The sequence below is a fragment of the Arsenophonus apicola genome (genome assembly GCF_020268605.1).
Taxonomy (GTDB): domain Bacteria; phylum Pseudomonadota; class Gammaproteobacteria; order Enterobacterales; family Enterobacteriaceae; genus Arsenophonus; species Arsenophonus apicola.
Genome location: NZ_CP084222.1, coordinates 2102756 through 2120443, shown reverse-complemented (window position 1 = coordinate 2120443; position 17688 = coordinate 2102756). Strand labels below are relative to the sequence as shown.

The 17688-nt window shown below is 38.5% G+C and carries 11 protein-coding genes and 1 pseudogene; 7 read left to right on the top strand and 5 right to left on the bottom strand.

The window, feature by feature from the left end; genetic code table 11:
- Positions 1-58 precede the first annotated feature (58 nt).
- The 3 genes from ldtD to LDL57_RS10120 all read left to right on the top strand — a co-directional run bounded on the left by ldtD (position 59) and on the right by LDL57_RS10120 (position 3382).
- Positions 59-1753, top strand: coding sequence for a L,D-transpeptidase LdtD (ldtD, locus tag LDL57_RS10130; RefSeq protein WP_225505547.1), 1695 nt, complete (start codon positions 59-61; stop codon positions 1751-1753).
- A 397-nt stretch (positions 1754-2150) separates the two neighbouring features.
- Positions 2151-2699 (top strand): peptidoglycan L,D-endopeptidase MepK, encoded by a 549-nt coding sequence (gene mepK / locus LDL57_RS10125; protein ID WP_180560934.1) that lies wholly within the window; start codon positions 2151-2153, stop codon positions 2697-2699.
- A gap of 50 nt (positions 2700-2749) precedes the next feature.
- Complete coding sequence (locus tag LDL57_RS10120) at positions 2750-3382, top strand: MBL fold metallo-hydrolase (RefSeq protein ID WP_180560933.1); 633 nt, start codon at positions 2750-2752, stop codon at positions 3380-3382.
- Between the two features lie 101 nt (positions 3383-3483).
- Here the strand turns inward: LDL57_RS10120 and LDL57_RS10115 are convergent, their stop codons facing one another.
- The 4 genes from LDL57_RS10115 to pncB form a co-directional block, all read right to left on the bottom strand.
- Complete coding sequence (locus LDL57_RS10115) at positions 3484-4674, bottom strand: amino acid aminotransferase (protein WP_180560932.1); 1191 nt, start codon at positions 4672-4674, stop codon at positions 3484-3486.
- Positions 4675-4921: 247 nt separating this feature from the next.
- Positions 4922-6055 carry a porin gene (locus LDL57_RS10110; protein WP_304488599.1) on the bottom strand — a complete coding sequence of 378 codons (1134 nt, stop codon included), beginning with the start codon at positions 6053-6055 and terminating at the stop codon, positions 4922-4924.
- A 306-nt stretch (positions 6056-6361) separates the two neighbouring features.
- Positions 6362-7762 carry an asparagine--tRNA ligase gene (asnS, locus tag LDL57_RS10105; RefSeq protein WP_180560931.1) on the bottom strand — a complete coding sequence of 467 codons (1401 nt, stop codon included), beginning with the start codon at positions 7760-7762 and terminating at the stop codon, positions 6362-6364.
- Positions 7763-7958: 196 nt separating this feature from the next.
- Positions 7959-9188 carry a nicotinate phosphoribosyltransferase gene (pncB, locus tag LDL57_RS10100; RefSeq protein ID WP_180560930.1) on the bottom strand — a complete coding sequence of 410 codons (1230 nt, stop codon included), beginning with the start codon at positions 9186-9188 and terminating at the stop codon, positions 7959-7961.
- A gap of 338 nt (positions 9189-9526) precedes the next feature.
- Here pncB and pepN point away from each other — a divergent pair.
- The 3 genes and pseudogenes from pepN to LDL57_RS10085 all read left to right on the top strand — a co-directional run bounded on the left by pepN (position 9527) and on the right by LDL57_RS10085 (position 14242).
- A pseudogene (gene pepN, locus LDL57_RS10095) lies at positions 9527-12148 on the top strand (aminopeptidase N).
- Between the two features lie 306 nt (positions 12149-12454).
- Positions 12455-13465: a quinone-dependent dihydroorotate dehydrogenase gene (gene pyrD, locus LDL57_RS10090; protein ID WP_180560929.1), complete on the top strand. Its 1011-nt coding sequence runs from the start codon at positions 12455-12457 to the stop codon at positions 13463-13465.
- Between the two features lie 228 nt (positions 13466-13693).
- The gene (locus tag LDL57_RS10085; RefSeq protein WP_180560928.1) at positions 13694-14242 is read left to right on the top strand and encodes a cell division protein ZapC; all 549 of its coding nucleotides are present in this window, start codon (positions 13694-13696) and stop codon (positions 14240-14242) included.
- A gap of 112 nt (positions 14243-14354) precedes the next feature.
- Here the strand turns inward: LDL57_RS10085 and LDL57_RS10080 are convergent, their stop codons facing one another.
- A complete protein-coding gene (locus tag LDL57_RS10080) occupies positions 14355-15467 on the bottom strand; it encodes a YcbX family protein (RefSeq protein WP_180560927.1) in 1113 nt (370 codons plus the stop codon).
- A gap of 102 nt (positions 15468-15569) precedes the next feature.
- On the opposite strand from LDL57_RS10080, the gene rlmKL reads away from it, so the two are divergent.
- Positions 15570-17687, top strand: coding sequence for a bifunctional 23S rRNA (guanine(2069)-N(7))-methyltransferase RlmK/23S rRNA (guanine(2445)-N(2))-methyltransferase RlmL (gene rlmKL, locus LDL57_RS10075; RefSeq protein ID WP_180560926.1), 2118 nt, complete (start codon positions 15570-15572; stop codon positions 17685-17687).
- Position 17688 lies beyond the last annotated feature (1 nt).

Here is a 17688-nt window from a genome sequence, read left to right as displayed (position 1 = left end):
AAGATAAATTTTTTACTCTGCTATTAAAACAATAAAAATGAAATAAAAAGGTGATATTATGGCGAATAAAAGAGTGAACACTTTGCGTGCTTCACTAATATGCTGTGTAATATTGGCAATAACACCAGCATGTGCTGAGTTGGCGCAAATAGACACGATCACAAATACCCAAGTCCCTTTAACAAATTTGGTTACTGAGCAGAAAAATATAACTGTGCCAGAGATGCAAAAAAGCCGTCAGCAACTGCAGGGCTGGTTATCACCTGGTATTAATTTAGTCTATATGGACAGGTTAGCGAAGCTCTATGCTGAAAATAATATGCAACCTTTATGGGATAATGAAGCTGCGGTAATAGAATTCAAACAGCAATTAGCCGAATTGGCGCTGGCCGGTTTTCAGCCGCAGTTTGGTAAATGGCTATCACTATTAGTAAAAAATAAACAACTCAATCAGATGGAACGAGATGTTATTTTATCAGATGCGATGTTAGGTTATTTATATTTTATATGTAATGTAAAATATAATGGTAAAGATTGGTTATATCAGAAAACGCCTTATCCACTTCGTGAGCCAACGATTGGTAGTGTTTCTCAGTGGCAAAGCGCGATTAACGCTAAACAATTAGCTAGTTGGATCAAAACATTAGCGCCGCAACACGCCTCATATTTACCAATGAGGACGAAAATGTTGGCTTATTTGGCTGATAAACAAATATGGCCAAAAATAAATACGGTTAGTCTATTAAAGCCAGGGCAAGCAAGCAACGATCTTGTTTCCTTAAGTGAAATTTTAACTCGCAATGGGTTGTTAACCCAGGATGCGGTAAAGGATGAAGATATTCGTAATTATGGTGGATTATTAGTAGATGCGGTTAAACAATTCCAGAGAATGTATGGATTAGAGCCGGATGGTATTATTGGTAACGCAACATTAAAATGGCTAAATACTTCACCTACCGAGCGGGCCGGATTACTGGCGATTAATATCCAGCGTTTAAGAATTATTCCTAATGAAAGTGGTTCTGACATCTTAGTTAATATTCCTGCTTATACTTTACATTTTTATCTAAATAATCAATTAATTATAGATTCTAAAGTTATTGTGGGTCGCCCTGATCGTAAAACCCCAATAATGAGTAGTGAACTTAATAATGTCGTTATTAATCCACCCTGGAATGTTCCTACTAGCATGGTTCGTAAAGATATTTTGCCTCAAGCCAGAAGGGATCCGGGCTTTTTTGCTCGCCGAGGTTTTACGGTTTTATCTGGTTGGGAGCGTAATGCCTATCCTATTGATCCTTACTCGATAAATTGGAATGCCATCTCATCTTCATCCTTTCCCTATCGTATACGCCAGGCACCAGGGCCAGCCAATGCCTTAGGCCGTTATAAATTCAACATGCCAAGTACTGATGCAATTTACTTACATGATACCCCTAACCATAGTTTATTTAATCGGCAAAATCGTTCAATTAGCTCTGGTTGTGTGAGAGTGAATAAGGCATCAGTATTAGCATCAATTTTACTTGCGCGTGCTAGTTGGGATCAAAAGCGTATTGACGCTGCACTTCAGCAAGGTGAGACACGTTATATTAATATTCCTGGTAGGATACCTATTTATCTTTATTACCAAACTGCCTGGGTTGATAACAAGAATAGCGCTAATTTTCGCGATGACATTTATGGCTATGACAAAGTTATTTATGGGGCGATAAATTATTTAAATGAAATAAGAGCCACCCTTAATGAATAAATAAAATGATATAAAAGAGGCAAAAACTTCTTTTATATTACTTTTCAATCGCGGATTATTTTTTAACTATTTAGTATAGATGCATAAATATCGCTATTTGTGATAAATTATGCCTTGTTTAATATAATCGACTAAATGCAGATACTAATAAGATTGATTGATAAACTAGCCTAATTTAAGCATGATTTGTATAAATATTGAACAATTTGATGTGCTTATTGCCATAATAGGTTATAATAATGTTATTTGTATTTATAATTAACATGTATTAAAAGTGATATTCTATAGCGTTAGATAGATATTTTTTACATAATTATACAAAAGTAGTGAAATAAATTCGGTATAATTATCGTACATATTGATTATTATTTTTTCTTTTTATTTGAGTTAAGTGGCTATGGACAATATTGATCAGAATCGACGAAAATGGTTAGGTTATGGCGCAATAACACTGGGTTTTAGCTTATTACCTAGCTATGTCTTTGCGGCATTAACCACCCCGCGACCCAAAATTCTGCGCTTTGAAAATCTTCATACTGGTGAGTTTCTTAAAACTGAGTTTTTTGATGGTCGTCGTTATAATAACGCTGAATTGACCAGATTGAATCACCTATTCCGTGATCATCGTAATAATAAAATTAAAACCATTGATCCGAAATTATTTGATCAGATTTATTTGTTACAAATGTTAATGGGAACCAATAAACCTGTTCAACTCGTTTCTGGTTATCGTTCTGTTGAAACCAATAATGCTTTACGACGTAAAAGTAGTGGGGTTGCTAAAAATAGCTATCATACCCATGGTCGAGCAATGGATTTTCATATTAAAGGGATCGAACTTAGCCATATCCGCAAAGCTGCATTAAAGATGCGAGCGGGAGGAGTAGGTTATTATCCTAATAGTAATTTTGTACATATTGATACAGGACCGGTCAGAAGATGGTAATCTATTAGATATTAAATAAATTTTTATTTAAATAATGGATTTACTACTATATGAAATTTGAAATTATTCCTGTAACCGATTTTAGGCAGAATTGTACGCTAATTTGGGATGAAAAGAGCTTAGATGCCGTAATTGTTGATCCTGGTGGCGAAGTAGCAAAATTAATTGCTGAAATTGAAAAGCGTTCATTAAATTTACACTATATCTTGCTAACTCATGGTCATTTTGACCATGTAGGTGGTTGTGCCGAGATAGCAGCACATTTTTCGGTGCCAATTTATGGCCCGCAAAAAGAAGATGAATTTTTGATCAAAGGATTAGCAGTGCAAAGCCAAATGTTTGGTGTCGCAAAATGTCCAGACTTTACGCCAGATCGCTACTTGCAAGAAGGAGATGAAATTCGTTTTGCTAATATCAAATTGTCTGTCTTACATTGCCCGGGGCATACGCCTGGACATGTTATCTTTGTTAATCATGCCGATAAGCTAATTTCGATGGGAGATGTGCTTTTCCAGGGTAGTGTTGGGCGCACTGATTTTCCGCAAGGTGATCATGCAACATTAATCCATTCAATTAAAACAAAAATTTTGCCCCTCGGTGATGATTATCAATTTATTCCTGGCCATGGATCAATGTCTAATTTGGCTGCTGAGCGGCAATTTAACCCCTTCTTACAAGAGTAGTTTTATGCGGCTACGACCATTTTGCTGTTGGCTGTGACTAATAAAAAACCGATTAGGGCATTGTCCTAATCGGTAACTATCTGAATTAACTATATGTTTCTTTATAATACATCAATGATAGCTTTGCAAAGAGGAACCATATTCTCTAACGTTAAGCCAGCCACATTAATTCGACCTGAACTAATTGCATAAATTGCATGCTTTTCACGTAGCTGAGTTACCTGTTCTTCATTAAGCCCACTAAAAGAGAACATGCCGTTTTGTCTGCTAATAAAACTAAAATCTTGCTTAGCGCCTTTTTCTTGTAAGGTATTTACAAATAATTGTCGCATCCGTTGGATGCGTTGCCGCATGGTTGTCAACTCTTCGATCCACTCTTTCCTTAGTAATTCATCAGATAAAATGGTGGTAACAATAGCTGCACCGTGGGCAGGGGGATTAGAATAGTTTGCGCGAATAATCGATTTTATTTGACTAAACGCTCGCTCGGCTTGCTCGCTATTATTGGCAATAATTGTACAGGCACCAACCCGCTCATTATATAAACCAAAATTTTTCGAATAGGAGCTGGCAATGATAATTTCTGGATTTTTGTTGGTAAAAATACGTAAACCTTGTGCATCTTCATCCAGGCCTTTTGCAAAGCCCTGATAGGCAAAATCAAAAACCGGTAGTAAGTTTTTCTCTGCTGCCAGGGTAGATAGAATTTCCCATTGTTCTGGCGTTGGATCGATACCGGTAGGGTTATGACAGCAACCATGTAGTAATAGGACATCACCCGGCTTCGCATCTTCTAAGCTGGTTAACATGCCAGCAAAGTCTAGATTATGCTGATTAGCATCATAGTAATGGTAATAACAGCTTGTCAGTCCGGCCGCTTTAAATATATTTTCGTGATTTGGCCAGGTTGGCTGGCTGATCCAGACGCGTTGGGCAGAGGTCTGTTTAGCAATAAATTCAGCCGCAATACGCAATGCACCGGTTCCGCCTGGTGCCTGTGACGTGCGAGCGCGATCTTCGGCGATAATCGGATGGTTGTTGCCGAAAAGTAATGCTTGCGTAACGGTGGCAAATTCCGCTATCCCACTAATAGCAAGATAATTTTTAGTCACTTCCTGCTCTAACAGATATTTTTCTGCTTTTTTGACAGAAGTAAGAATGGGGGTTTTCCCTGACTCATCCTTGTAAACACCAATACCTAAATTGATTTTTTGTTTACGCGGATCAGCATTAAAACTCTCTGCCAAGCCTAAAATAGGATCCGCAGGAGCTGCAATAATATTTTCCAACATATTTATAATTCCAGTAACTCAATTGTGATTTGATAATCGAGGGATCTCAGGTTAACGCGATGAAAATGATTTGCCAACACTCTGCGCTAAAAATAAGGCAAACTTGTGATATTAGTTTAGGTTGGTATTGTCTGATAGGTAACAATATTTTAACAGTTAACATGGACTACTAAAAAAAGCAGCGCTTATGCGCTGCTTTTTAGATTTACGTTTTCACTTTTACTGCTAAATCACCGCTAAGCGATAATTAGAACTGGTAAACTAAGCCTAAACCAACCAGGTTGTCTCTGCCAATACCATATTTATCAGCAAAGCCATTGCTGCCATTGATTAGGTTAATTTTGTAATCAACAACTGCGGTCAGGTTTTTGTTGAAATAGTAGAAAGCACCTAAAGAAACGTATTTCACTAAGTCTTGCTTCTGCGAGTAGGCAGCATCAGTTAAATCTTTACCTTTAGACTGCACATAGGCGATAGATGGTTTCAGACCAATTTCGTCAAACAGATACTGACCAACGATTTCGAAGTTTTCAGTTTTGTTAGCGACTTGAGTGCCATCTGTATTAAGAGTTGTTTCTTTACCGAAACGAGTCATATTACGGGTTTCACCGTACATGGCTGCCAGATAGAGGTTGTTGGCATCATATTTGATACCTGCGTTCCAGCCTTCAGCACTATTACCGCCAGCGCCACTGTCATTTTTTTGCTGATCAGTCAGGCCACGATTAGATTTGGCGTAACCAGCGCCCAGCGCCACGCCCCAGCCGATATCGTAGTTGGCGGCCAGACCGAAGCCATCACCGTTATTTTTCAGGAATTTATCGCTGCCTGATTTATTGCTGTCCGTATTTTTGCCTTGATACTGTAGGGCGAAGTTCAAGCCATCGACCAGACCAAAGAAATCAGTGCTACGGTAAGTTAACAGGTTACGGTTACGGCCAGTCAGGTAGCTGTCAGCTTGAGACATAGAGTCTGCACCATAAAGAGGCAGAACGTCAGTCCATGCGTTGACATCATACAGAACACCGTAGTTGCGACCATAATCTATTGAACCAAAGTCAGCAATTTTCAAACCGGCATAAGCTAGACGGTTTGTGTTTTCGTTCTCAGCTTCACTTTTGTTGGTTTTAGTTTCCCACTCGAAACGACCAAAACCAGTCAGTTGATCAGAGATTTGAGTATCACCTTTAATACCAAGACGAACACGCGAATCATCGCCTTCATCGCCACCACTGCTTTTGCCAAAGAAGTGACGAACGTCAACTTTACTGTATAGATCCAGTTTGTTGCCGTCTTTGTTATAGATTTCAGCTGCGTTTGCTGTACCAGCTCCAGCTATCAACGCCGGGATAACTATTGCAAGAATATTGCGCTTCATCATTATTATTACCCTCATTGGTGTTATTCGGACACCTGCCACTGCCAAAAATAAATTCCCAACCATTGGGAACTATCTCTAAGAGTTTAGTGTCGTCTCGTTTCTGCGTCCAGTGTTCCATTGGTAAAAATTTTTATCTACCCTGAAAATGATACAAAAATACAATATTTGTAACAAAAAGAAATAATATGTTTCAAAATGTAAATAAAGGGGAACTTTTTAATATTTATCATAATTAGAAATAAAAAGGCCAGCGGTATACTGGCCAGTTATGATTAAAATATTTATTCATTTTATGGGATTAAATATTTAAAAGCTCGCATTACGTGGAGTACGCGGGAAGGGAATAGTTTCACGAATATTTTGTACGCCAGTGACATAAGCGACTAGGCGTTCAAATCCGAGCCCAAATCCGGCGTGGGGCACAGTACCATAGCGGCGCAGATCGCGATACCAACTATAATCTTGTTGGTTAAGCCCCATCTCTTCCATGCGAGCATCCAATTTATTCAATCGCTCTTCACGCTGAGAGCCACCAATAATTTCGCCAATACCGGGCGCTAATACATCCATGGCAGCAACGGTTTTATTATCATCATTCAGACGCATATAAAAAGCTTTAATATCTTTTGGATAATTTTTAACCACTACGGGTGCTTTGAAGTGTTGCTCAGCTAAATAACGTTCATGTTCTGAAGAGAGATCGATACCCCAAGCCACTGGGTTTTCAAAGGTTTGACCCGATTGCTCCAGCACTTTGATGGCATCGGTATAGTCGATTTGGGCAAAATCTGAGGCAATAAATTTTTCCAACCGGCTGATCACTTCTTTATCGATCCGGTCAGCGAAAAAGGTTAAATCATCATGGCGTTCTTGCAAAACCGATTTAAAAACATATTTTAACATTTTCTCAGCCAGCGAGGCGATATCGTTCAAATCGGCAAAAGCGACTTCCGGTTCAACCATCCAGAATTCGGCTAAATGGCGGCTGGTATTCGAATTTTCTGCCCGAAACGTTGGGCCAAAGGTATAAATTTTGCTTAAGGCACAAGCATAAGCTTCGCCATTTAGCTGACCGGATACAGTTAGAAATGCTTCTCGGCCAAAAAAGTCTTTATCAAAATTAATATCACCTTTTTCTGTGCGAGGAATAATTTGCAAATCTAATGTTGAGACACGAAACATCTCACCGGCTCCCTCGGTATCGGAGGCGGTGATAATGGGTGTTGAGACCCAGAGATAGCCTTCATCATGAAAGAAACGGTGAATAGCTTGTGCTAGCGTATTACGAACACGGGCAACAGCGCCGATAAGATTGGTGCGCGGACGCAGGTGTGCCACTTCGCGTAGATATTCAACACTATGACGCTTGGCAGCCATAGGATAACTATCAGGATTTTCTACCATGCCGACGACAACAACTTGAGTGGCAGATAATTCAAATTTTTGTCCTTGACCTTCCGATGGCTTCACAATGCCGGTTACTTCAACTGAGCAGCCGGTGGTCAGGTGTAAAACGTCGTTTTCATAATTATCTAGTTGATTATTTACAATAGCCTGTAATGGATTAAAGCAGGAACCGTCATAGATGGCGAGGAATGAGAAACCGGCTTTTGAATCTCTCCTTGTACGTACCCAGCCACGAACGGTTACTTCTTCGCCTACCGCTACACGGCCTTGCAGTACTTCAACTACAGGCGCTATGTTCATAAAATACTCTCTTTTGTTATTTAGTTGTTTAAAGTTGTTTGATCCCGTTTGGGAAAGGCCTTATGTTACTTGTCCACACGTAGGAAACAAGTAAAAATAGCAAGTTTAAAATGGGAATAACCAGATGAAAAGACCTTTGTAATAAGAATTTAATTTAGCTTGATGCGCCAATTAACAAAATAGCTTGCCATAATAATCAGTTAGGTTTGTCATTAACCTGCTTAGTTATATTGGGAATATCAAAGGCTTTTTTCAAGCGATCGACAAATTCATCGTCATCACAGATAGTTTTTCCTGGGCTATCAGACAACTTAGCTACTGGCTTACCATTACATTCCACTAATTTAATCACAATATTAAGTGGTTTTACCCGAGGAATATTGCAGGTTAACCGGGTTCCAATACCAAAAATAAGATTAATACGTTTATAAAAATGTTTATAAAGGATCAACGCTTTTTGTAGGTCAAGGTTATCTGAAAAAACCAGGGTTTTACTCATCGGATCGATGGCCAATTTTTTATAATGACGAATTGCTTTTTCACCCCATTCTAACGGATCTCCCGAGTCATGCCGTAATCCTTGATAACGATTAGCAAAGTTAATATCGAAGTCACGTAGGAAAGCATCCATCGTAATACAATCTGTTAGTGCAATGCCTAGTTGATCGGGATATTCATTTAGCCAACTTTGCAGCGCAACGCGTTGGCTATTAGCCAGTTCAGTACTAATTTGTTGATGAGCTTGAAACCACTCATGAGCTTGGGTACCCACCGGTCTGAGTTGTAGTTGTTCGGCTAATTTATAATTACTAGTGCCAGAAAAATAAGGAAAATGGTTTTTTAGTTCATTAACAATAGCGGATTGCACTGTACGAGAAAAACGCCGACGAGTGCCAAAATCCATTAATTTGAAGTTTGCTAAATCGATATTTTGCATTTTTGCGTCTTGGTAAAAATGCTTAATCAATTTATGTAACTGTTCAATGGCATCTTCGGCTGTTACATTGGGCGAGCGGGAGCGATGAACCAGTTCGCTGATTAAGGCTAATAGAGGGACTTCCCAAAGAATGACTTCACGCCATGGGCCACTAATTCTGAGTGCTAATTGATTTTCTGGTGTGGTATAAACGTTAACCTGCGTGGGATTGAAGCGAAAATCCTTCAACCAATCGAGATAATCTGTTTTAAAAAAAGGCAGACCTTGCAGATAGTGGTATTCAGTTGGTGTTAATGCAACGTGTGCCATTAAATCTATTTGTTGGCGTACAGCTTGGGCATAGTTACCAAGTCGCTCATCACTACGGCAACGAAATTCTGCCACTACTGACACATGGTTATAACGATGAAAAACGGCTTGTTGCATATGCAGTTTATAAGCATCAGTATCTAGTAGTGATGTAATGATAGGTGGTGCATCTAAATTCATAATGCGTTAGCTTTCCTCGCGGAAGCATTACTCTCGACTTAAAGATAAAATATGCCAGAGTATACCTGTTGATGCTAGTAAGAGTGAAGGCTGTTGTATATATATTTCTGGCGTAGTTATAAAAAATTCTAATCATCTATTTGATATTATCAACTTATTTTTATATTGGCAGCGCTTTTTGCCGCAATAAATAACCCATTAAACAGGACTGGCAAGCTTGAACATTAATCATAGGTAAATGATTTATGATCAAAAGAAACAAGTTTTAAGATATCATTTTTGCCAAATAATTGACCACATTGAGACATTAGAATAATTGATACAGGTAAAAATTTACTATGACGCAACAGCGACAAGAGAAATATCGTCAGGATTACCAGGCGCCTGATTATACCATTACAGATATTGAATTAGATTTTCAGCTTGATCCGGCAACAACTATCGTTACCGCTATTAGCCACGTAAAACGATTAAATTTACAAGCTAATCGGCTGATACTCGATGGTGAAAACTTGATTTTGCACACGATCCATATTGATGATAAACCGTGGAGCGACTATCGTGAAGAGGCTGGGAAACTGATTATTGAGTCAGTGCCAGATAGTTTTGTTCTTAAGATCGTTAATGAAATAAACCCAGTAAAAAATACCGCGCTAGAGGGGCTTTATGTGTCAGCTGATGTCCTTTGCACTCAGTGTGAGGCAGAAGGTTTCCGTCATATTACCTATTATTTAGATCGACCAGATGTATTAGCGCGTTTTACTACTTCTATTACCGCTGATAAAAGCCGTTATCCTTATTTGCTTTCTAATGGCAATCAAATTGATAAAGGAGAAAAGGAAGATGGCCGTCATTGGGTAAAATGGCAAGATCCGTTTCCTAAGCCGAGTTATCTTTTCGCCCTGGTAGCAGGTGATTTTGACGTTCTATACGATAATTTTGTTAGTCAAAGTGGCCGTAATGTAACGTTAGCTCTTTTTGTCGATAAGGGTAATCTTGATCGTGCCGACTGGGCAATGGTGTCGTTGAAAAATGCCATGCGGTGGGATGAGACACGTTTTGGTTACGAATATGATTTAGACATCTATATGATTGTTGCCGTTGATTTCTTTAATATGGGAGCCATGGAGAATAAGGGACTCAATATTTTTAATGCTAAATATGTGTTAGCAAAAACAGAAACGGCAACGGATAAGGACTATCTGAATATTGAAGCGGTGATCGGTCATGAATATTTTCATAATTGGACGGGTAATCGTATTACTTGCCGTGATTGGTTTCAATTAAGTCTTAAGGAAGGTTTAACGGTTTTTCGTGATCAAGAGTTTAGTTCGGATATGGGTTCTCGTTCCGTAAATCGGATTGAAAATGTTCGGCTGATGCGCGCGCACCAATTTGCTGAAGATGCCAGTCCAATGGCGCATCCTATTCGGCCGGAAAAAGTAATTGAAATGAATAATTTCTATACTTTGACCGTTTATGAAAAAGGGGCGGAAGTTATTCGAATGTTGCATACTCTGTTAGGTGAGGAGCGGTTTCAGGCGGGTATGAAACTCTATACTGCTCGTCATGATGGTAGTGCAGCAACCTGTGATGATTTCGTCCAAGCTATGCAAGATGCCTCTAATATCTCTCTGACGCTATTTTGTCGTTGGTATAGCCAATCGGGTACACCTTTAGTGACGGTCAGAGATGAATATTTAGCGGATAAGCAGCAATATTTACTGCATATTAGCCAAACCACAGCGCCAACGGCAGATCAAGCAGAAAAATTACCCTTACATATACCACTAGATATTGAGCTGTATGATACAGAAGGTAATGTTATTCCATTACAATATAATGGTCACGCTGTACACTCAGTGCTTAATGTAGTTAAGGCACAACAGACTTTTATTTTTGATCAAGTTAATTCACGGCCAATACCTTCATTACTGCGTGAGTTTTCCGCACCGGTGAAATTGGATTATTCATACACAGATGAGCAATTAGCATTATTGATGCAATATGCTAGTAATGAGTTTGCTCGTTGGGATGCGGCGCAATCGCTACTAGCAATTTATATTAAACAAAATGTGGCACGCCTACAGCAGCGGCAAGAATTAATATTACCGTTGCATATTATTGATGCATTCTGAGCGGTTTTACTTGATAAAGCCTGTGATCCGGCTTTAAAAGCACAACTATTTACTTTGCCTTCAGAAAATGAAGTCGCCGAGTGGTTTGAGATCATCGATCCGATAGCCATTCACGATGTTATTAACTTTATTAGCCAAAAATTTGCCACTGCAATGACGGCGGAATTTGTTACCGTTTATCATGCTAATAAAGTGACTGAGTATCGGATTGATCATGGGGATATTGCCAAACGTTCCTTGCGAAATAGATGCTTATTTTATCTGGCTTTTGGCCATAATAAGCCCCAAGCGGATAAGTATGTATCCGAGCAGTATTATCAGGCTAATAATATGACTGATGCGATGGCGGCATTAAATGCAGCAGTGGCGGCACAATTACCAAGTAGTCAACAGCTTATGGCAGAGTTTGAACAGCGCTGGCGCCATGATGGTTTGACAATAGATAAATGGTTTATGCTGCATGCTAGCAGTCCAGCTAAAAATGTTCTGACAACCGTACGTTCTTTGCTGACTCATCCAACATTTAGCATGGAAAATCCTAATCGAGTACGTGCACTGATTGGGACTTTTGTTGCACAAAATCCTTCGGCATTTCATGCCGAAGACGGCACTGGCTATCAATTTTTAGTGGAAATGTTAACTATTTTAAATAGCAGCAATCCGCAAGTTGCTTCGCGTTTAATTGAACCATTGATTCGTCTAAAGCGCTATGACGAAACACGGCAAAATCGGATGTATCAGGCGTTAAAACAGTTGCAAGGATTAACCGATCTTTGTGCTGATCTATTTGAAAAAATTACTAAGGCGTTGGAAAAGCAATAGCCTTTTATTTTTTGCTAAGCTACTAACGTTTTCCTTAATCAAAACGATTAGTCAAATAAGATATCCCTTCTTTTGCAAGATTATTTGGGGGGGATATCTATCAGTTTGCTTTTACCTATTATTTTTGAAAACTTAAATGACAAAAAGCAGTGTCATATTAGGCATATTTAAATTATCATGATCATCTGTACATACCATTTGAGTTTACTGATAAATTTAGCAGTAGACTGTTTTATAGAGTAAAAAGCGGCAAATGGTTTCTACGACTAAATAATTTACATTATCTATCAAAAAAAGGTACAACTAATGTTTTATCCCCTTATCCGCAAGGCGCTATTTCGTTTAAATCCTGAACAAGCCCATGAAATCACCTTCCGACAGCTTAAATACATCATGCATTCACCGCTCCGGTTTATGATCCGGCAGTCGGTCAATTTTAAACCTACGACTTGCATGGGACTAACATTTAAAAATCCATTGGGATTAGCGGCCGGTCTTGATAAAGATGGTGAATGTATTGATGCTTTTGGTGCAATGGGATTTGGTTTCGTAGAAATAGGAACGGTCACACCTCGTCCCCAGCCTGGTAATGAAAAGCCTCGGCTATTTCGCCTGGTTGAAGCTGAGGGACTGATCAATCGCATGGGTTTTAATAATCTAGGTGTTGATAACTTGGTTGAGAATGTTAAAAAAGCCAAATACGACGGCATTATTGGCATTAACATTGGCAAAAATAAAGATACGCCGATTGAACAGGGTAAAGAGGATTATTTAATTTGCATGGAAAAAATTTATCCTTATGCAGGTTATATTGCGGTCAATATTTCTTCACCGAATACGCCCGATTTAAGATTATTACAATATGGTGAAGCATTGGATGATCTATTGCGGTCAATTAAAAATAAACAACACTTGTTAGCCGAACAACAGCAAAAGTATGTTCCTGTGGTAGTAAAAATTGCGCCTGATTTAACAGAAGAAGAGATTATTCAAATTAGCGATAGTTTAATTCGTCACCAGATTGATGGTGTTGTAGCGACCAATACGACTTTAGATCGGAATTTAGTGAAAGGATTAAGATATTCAGAGGAAGCGGGCGGTTTAAGCGGCCGACCTGTGCAATTAAAAAGTACTGAAATTGTTCGTTTATTGACAAAAGAATTAAAAGGGCAGATACCTATTATTGGTGCAGGTGGAATTGATTCTTTGGTTGCGGCCAGAGAAAAATTGGCTGCAGGAGCATCATTATTACAAGTTTATTCTGGGTTTATTTATCACGGACCTAAATTAATTAAAAATATTGTTAATTATATTTAATCTTTATTTAGAGCATAAAAAAGTAAGCAGTTTTTTTTATTTATTAATATTTGTTTGTAATCTGATAATTTATTAAATTCAGGATCTTCTTTGAATATCTTTACATAAAAACTCGAAATTTTTTTTATTATTTCTATTATTTATTTTATAGCAATACTTTTTTATCTTAATTCTAATTAGTATGGATTTTAAGCTAGTAAATAGAGTGATCAGATTGAGGGGTGATAAATGAAAATAAAACCCAATAATCAGTGGCGCTGGTATTACGATGATGAACATGAAAGGATGATGTTAGATTTAGCTAATGGAATGTTATTTCGTTCATGTTTTCCAGCAAAAATGTTGGTTGCATCTGCTTATGGAGAAATGACTTTCAATATTGATGATGCGGGGTTATACCATTGTATTGAAGAACAGGTGCAAAAGTTATCACTTTCTAATGAGCATAGTGCGGAATTAATTTTAAATGCATTAGTTGCTTTTCGTTTTTTAAAGCCGCAGATGCCTAGAAGCTGGTATTTTTTGCCAGTAAATTGCCATGATGATTTGGTGTTAGGGGATGTTGTTCAGGTTCATATTGAAGATAGTGGACAGCAAGCGTTGTTTTTAGTGGCAGAAGCAGGCAAATATGCCAGCTTATGTTTACTAATCGAACCTAGATTAGTATTGAAAGATCGGTTAATGAGGTTTTGTGACCCAATTAAGATTATGAATAATCGCTTAATGATTTATCAACCACCAGCCAGTAGTTTAATATATGAAAGGGCCGTTTCATAAAACATAACCTGAATTAATCAATATTCAAGGTTTATATAATAACTAAATTACAAAGCATCTTTTAACCAATAGTAATATCCATCATTCATTGATGACGAATGATGGATAAGGATTAGTTTAATAATAATAATTTAATATTTGTTTTAGGAATGCAACTGCAACTTAAGATAACTCCATCATCTTTGATTGCTGTTTTTGTTAATGGGATCACTTCACCTGCTATTAGTTTCATTTTACAACAACCACAAATGCCTGCTCGGCATGAATAAGGAATTTTTAAGCCATGCTTTTCCAATTGCTCCAAAATAACCCTTTGATTATTAGCTAAATACTCTGTGCCATTAACATTGATTAATACTGTTGTTTCCTTTTCTGGATTGATTATCTGCGACTTGGTTGATCTTACGCTTTTATATTGCTTCGGCTGTTTTTTAGTTAAGATTTTTACCACATCACCAAGGCGGAGCAGACCGCTATTTTGGGCAATAGCATTTTGGCCAAAATCAATTTCTCCGTTCTCGTCAGTGCGGAAATTTTGCAGTGTGGTTAACGGCTCTCCAGTTGGATGTTGCGCGCCATTATCAATGTTTACTGTCGTCAAAATGCAGCGGCTACAAGGTTTGACCAGTTCAAAAATAACCTCACCGATTTGTATTGTTTGCCAGCTATCTTCAGCAAAAGCTTCTGCACCTATTATGATCAAATTGCCTCTAAATTGTTCTATGTTGATTTTAGCAGGGCATAATTGTTGAACTGCTTTAAATGAGGCTTGATTAATAAGAAGATAAGGATAGCCATCTGCAAATGAGAGCGGGATGGTTGGAAATCTTTTTATTCGGCGGCTGGGTATATCACCTAACCATCTTAATTGAACGGTAAAACTAAAATACTGCGACAGCCATTGATTTATCTTTGCTGGTGCGGCTAAGGAGGTAAAATGATTTCCCCATACTTCTGTTGGCAAGGGATCATTAATAAAGTCTTTATATAAAATAGTTGCTGTTTGATTATCAGGTGCCTGTATTTGGATACCATTATCAAGTATTATTGGCTTAAATAACAGCATTTGTGGATATTGCCGCGCAGTAATAAACCCACCTTGATCATTGGTAACCATGAAATTGCGATCGAAAACCAGGCCACTATTTTCTGCATAGGCCTGTGGCATACGAATGCCTTTCATTGATTTAACGGGATGGATATAAAGACGAGACAACCGGATCATTCTTAACTCCTGTTTAAGCGCAATAATTTTGCTAGTAACTTTATGATATGTCGACAGGGTTAGCTATAATGTGCAGCAATTTTTTATTTAGGTGACAGCGATATGAAAGCTCTGTTTGCTACTACGGCATTTGGACTGGAAGAATTACTTAAAAGTGAATTAGAAGTATTAGGCGCAAAGCAGTGTCATATTGCACCCGGTGGCGTGCATTTTCAAATTGACGAACATGGTATGTATTTGAGTCTATTATGGAGTCGTTTAGCCTCAAGAATTTTATTACCCTTAGCTCGTTGCCAGATTGTTAATGATCTTGATCTCTATCTTGCCGCACAAACAATTGCTTGGCCAGATTTGTTTACCGTTAATGATACTTTTGCTGTTTATTTTAATGGAACCAACCAAGTTATCCGCAATAGCCAGTATGGGGCGCTACGAGTGAAGGATGCTATTGTCGATAGCTTCCAGCGTAAAATGAATCAACGGCCTAATATTGCTAAACAACAACCCGATATACGCATTAACGTCCAATTAAATAAAGATAATGCCACAATATCGTTAGATCTAAGTGGTGATCCGCTCCATCTCCGTGGATATCGTAGTTTGGCAGGGCAAGCGCCTATCAAAGAGAATTTAGCCGCAGCGATTGTCTTACGCTCAGGTTGGCAGCCTGGATCGCCAATGGTCGATCCTATGTGTGGTTCGGGTACACTTTTAATTGAAGCTGCAATGATGGCTTGTGATCGTGCACCTGGTTTAGCACGTCAAGTTTGGGGATTTCAGCATTGGTCAGGTTATAATGCTACGCTTTGGGCTAAGGTAATTGCTGAAGCGGAAAAACGTTTTCAAACGGGTATCCAGCAAGCTACTGCACTTTTTTATGGCTATGATATTGATCGCCACATTTTAGCCGTCGCCAAAAAGAATGCCAAACAAGCGGGTGTTCAATCCTTAATAAATTTCCAACATGCTGATGCGGCGAAGTTGGAAAATCCATTAACATTTGCCCAAACGGGTTTTATCATCAGCAATCCACCCTATGGCGAGCGTTTGCAAAGTGAACCGGCATTAATCGCACTCTATAGTCTATTGGGCAGGGTAGTAAAAAGTCATTTTCCTGGTTGGCATTTGTCATTATTTAGTGGTTCGCCTGAACTATTAGCTTGCTTAGGACTGCGGGCAGAACGTGAATTTAAAGCTAAAAATGGACCATTAAATTGCCTGCAAAAAAATTATCGTTTATCCGCTAAATTAGTTGGCGTTCAGGCCATGGTTGGCGAAGATTTTGCTAATAGATTGAAAAAAAATGAAAAAAAACTTAATAAATGGGCGAAGCAACAAGGAATTGATTGTTATCGAATTTATGATGCTGATTTACCTGAATACAATGTTGCCGTTGATCGTTATGGCGAACATATTGTTATTCAAGAGTATGCTCCACCAAAGAGTATAGATAGCCATAAAGCGAAACAACGCCTGTATGATGTGATTAGTGCAACTATGAAGGTATTAGCGTTAACTTCCACCCAATTGGTGTTAAAAACACGTCAGCGTCAATCAGGCAAGCAACAATATGAGAAATTATCCCAACAGGGTAAGTTTTTATTAGTCCATGAATATAATGCTCAATTATGGGTAAATTTGACCGATTATCTGGATACAGGATTGTTTTTAGATCATCGCTTGGTGCGTAAAATGTTAGCCAACATGAGTAAAGGAAAAGATTTCTTGAATCTGTTTGCGTACACGGCGTCAGCGTCGGTACACGCGGGTCTTGGTGGAGCAAGTTCAACCACCAGCGTTGATATGTCGCGTACCTATTTAGAATGGGCAGAAAAAAATTTACAAACTAATCAATTAGCCGGACGGCAACATCGGCTTATTCAGGCCGATTGTTTAGGTTGGTTAGCACAGACGACAGATAAATTTGATTTGATTTTCATTGATCCACCCACTTTCTCCAATTCAAAACGCATGAATACTACCTTTGATGTGCAACGCGATCATATCAACTTAATGATGCAGATTAAGCGCTTGTTGCGTCCTGGTGGTACAGTTGTATTTTCTAATAATAAGCGTGGTTTTAAAATGGATATGTCAGGCATTACTCAATTAGGATTAACTGCCAAGGAAATCACTCAGCAAACTGTTTCACTTGATTTTATACGTAATCGCCAGATCCATAACTGCTGGTTGATTGGTCATGCAGATGAGGAAAAGTAAT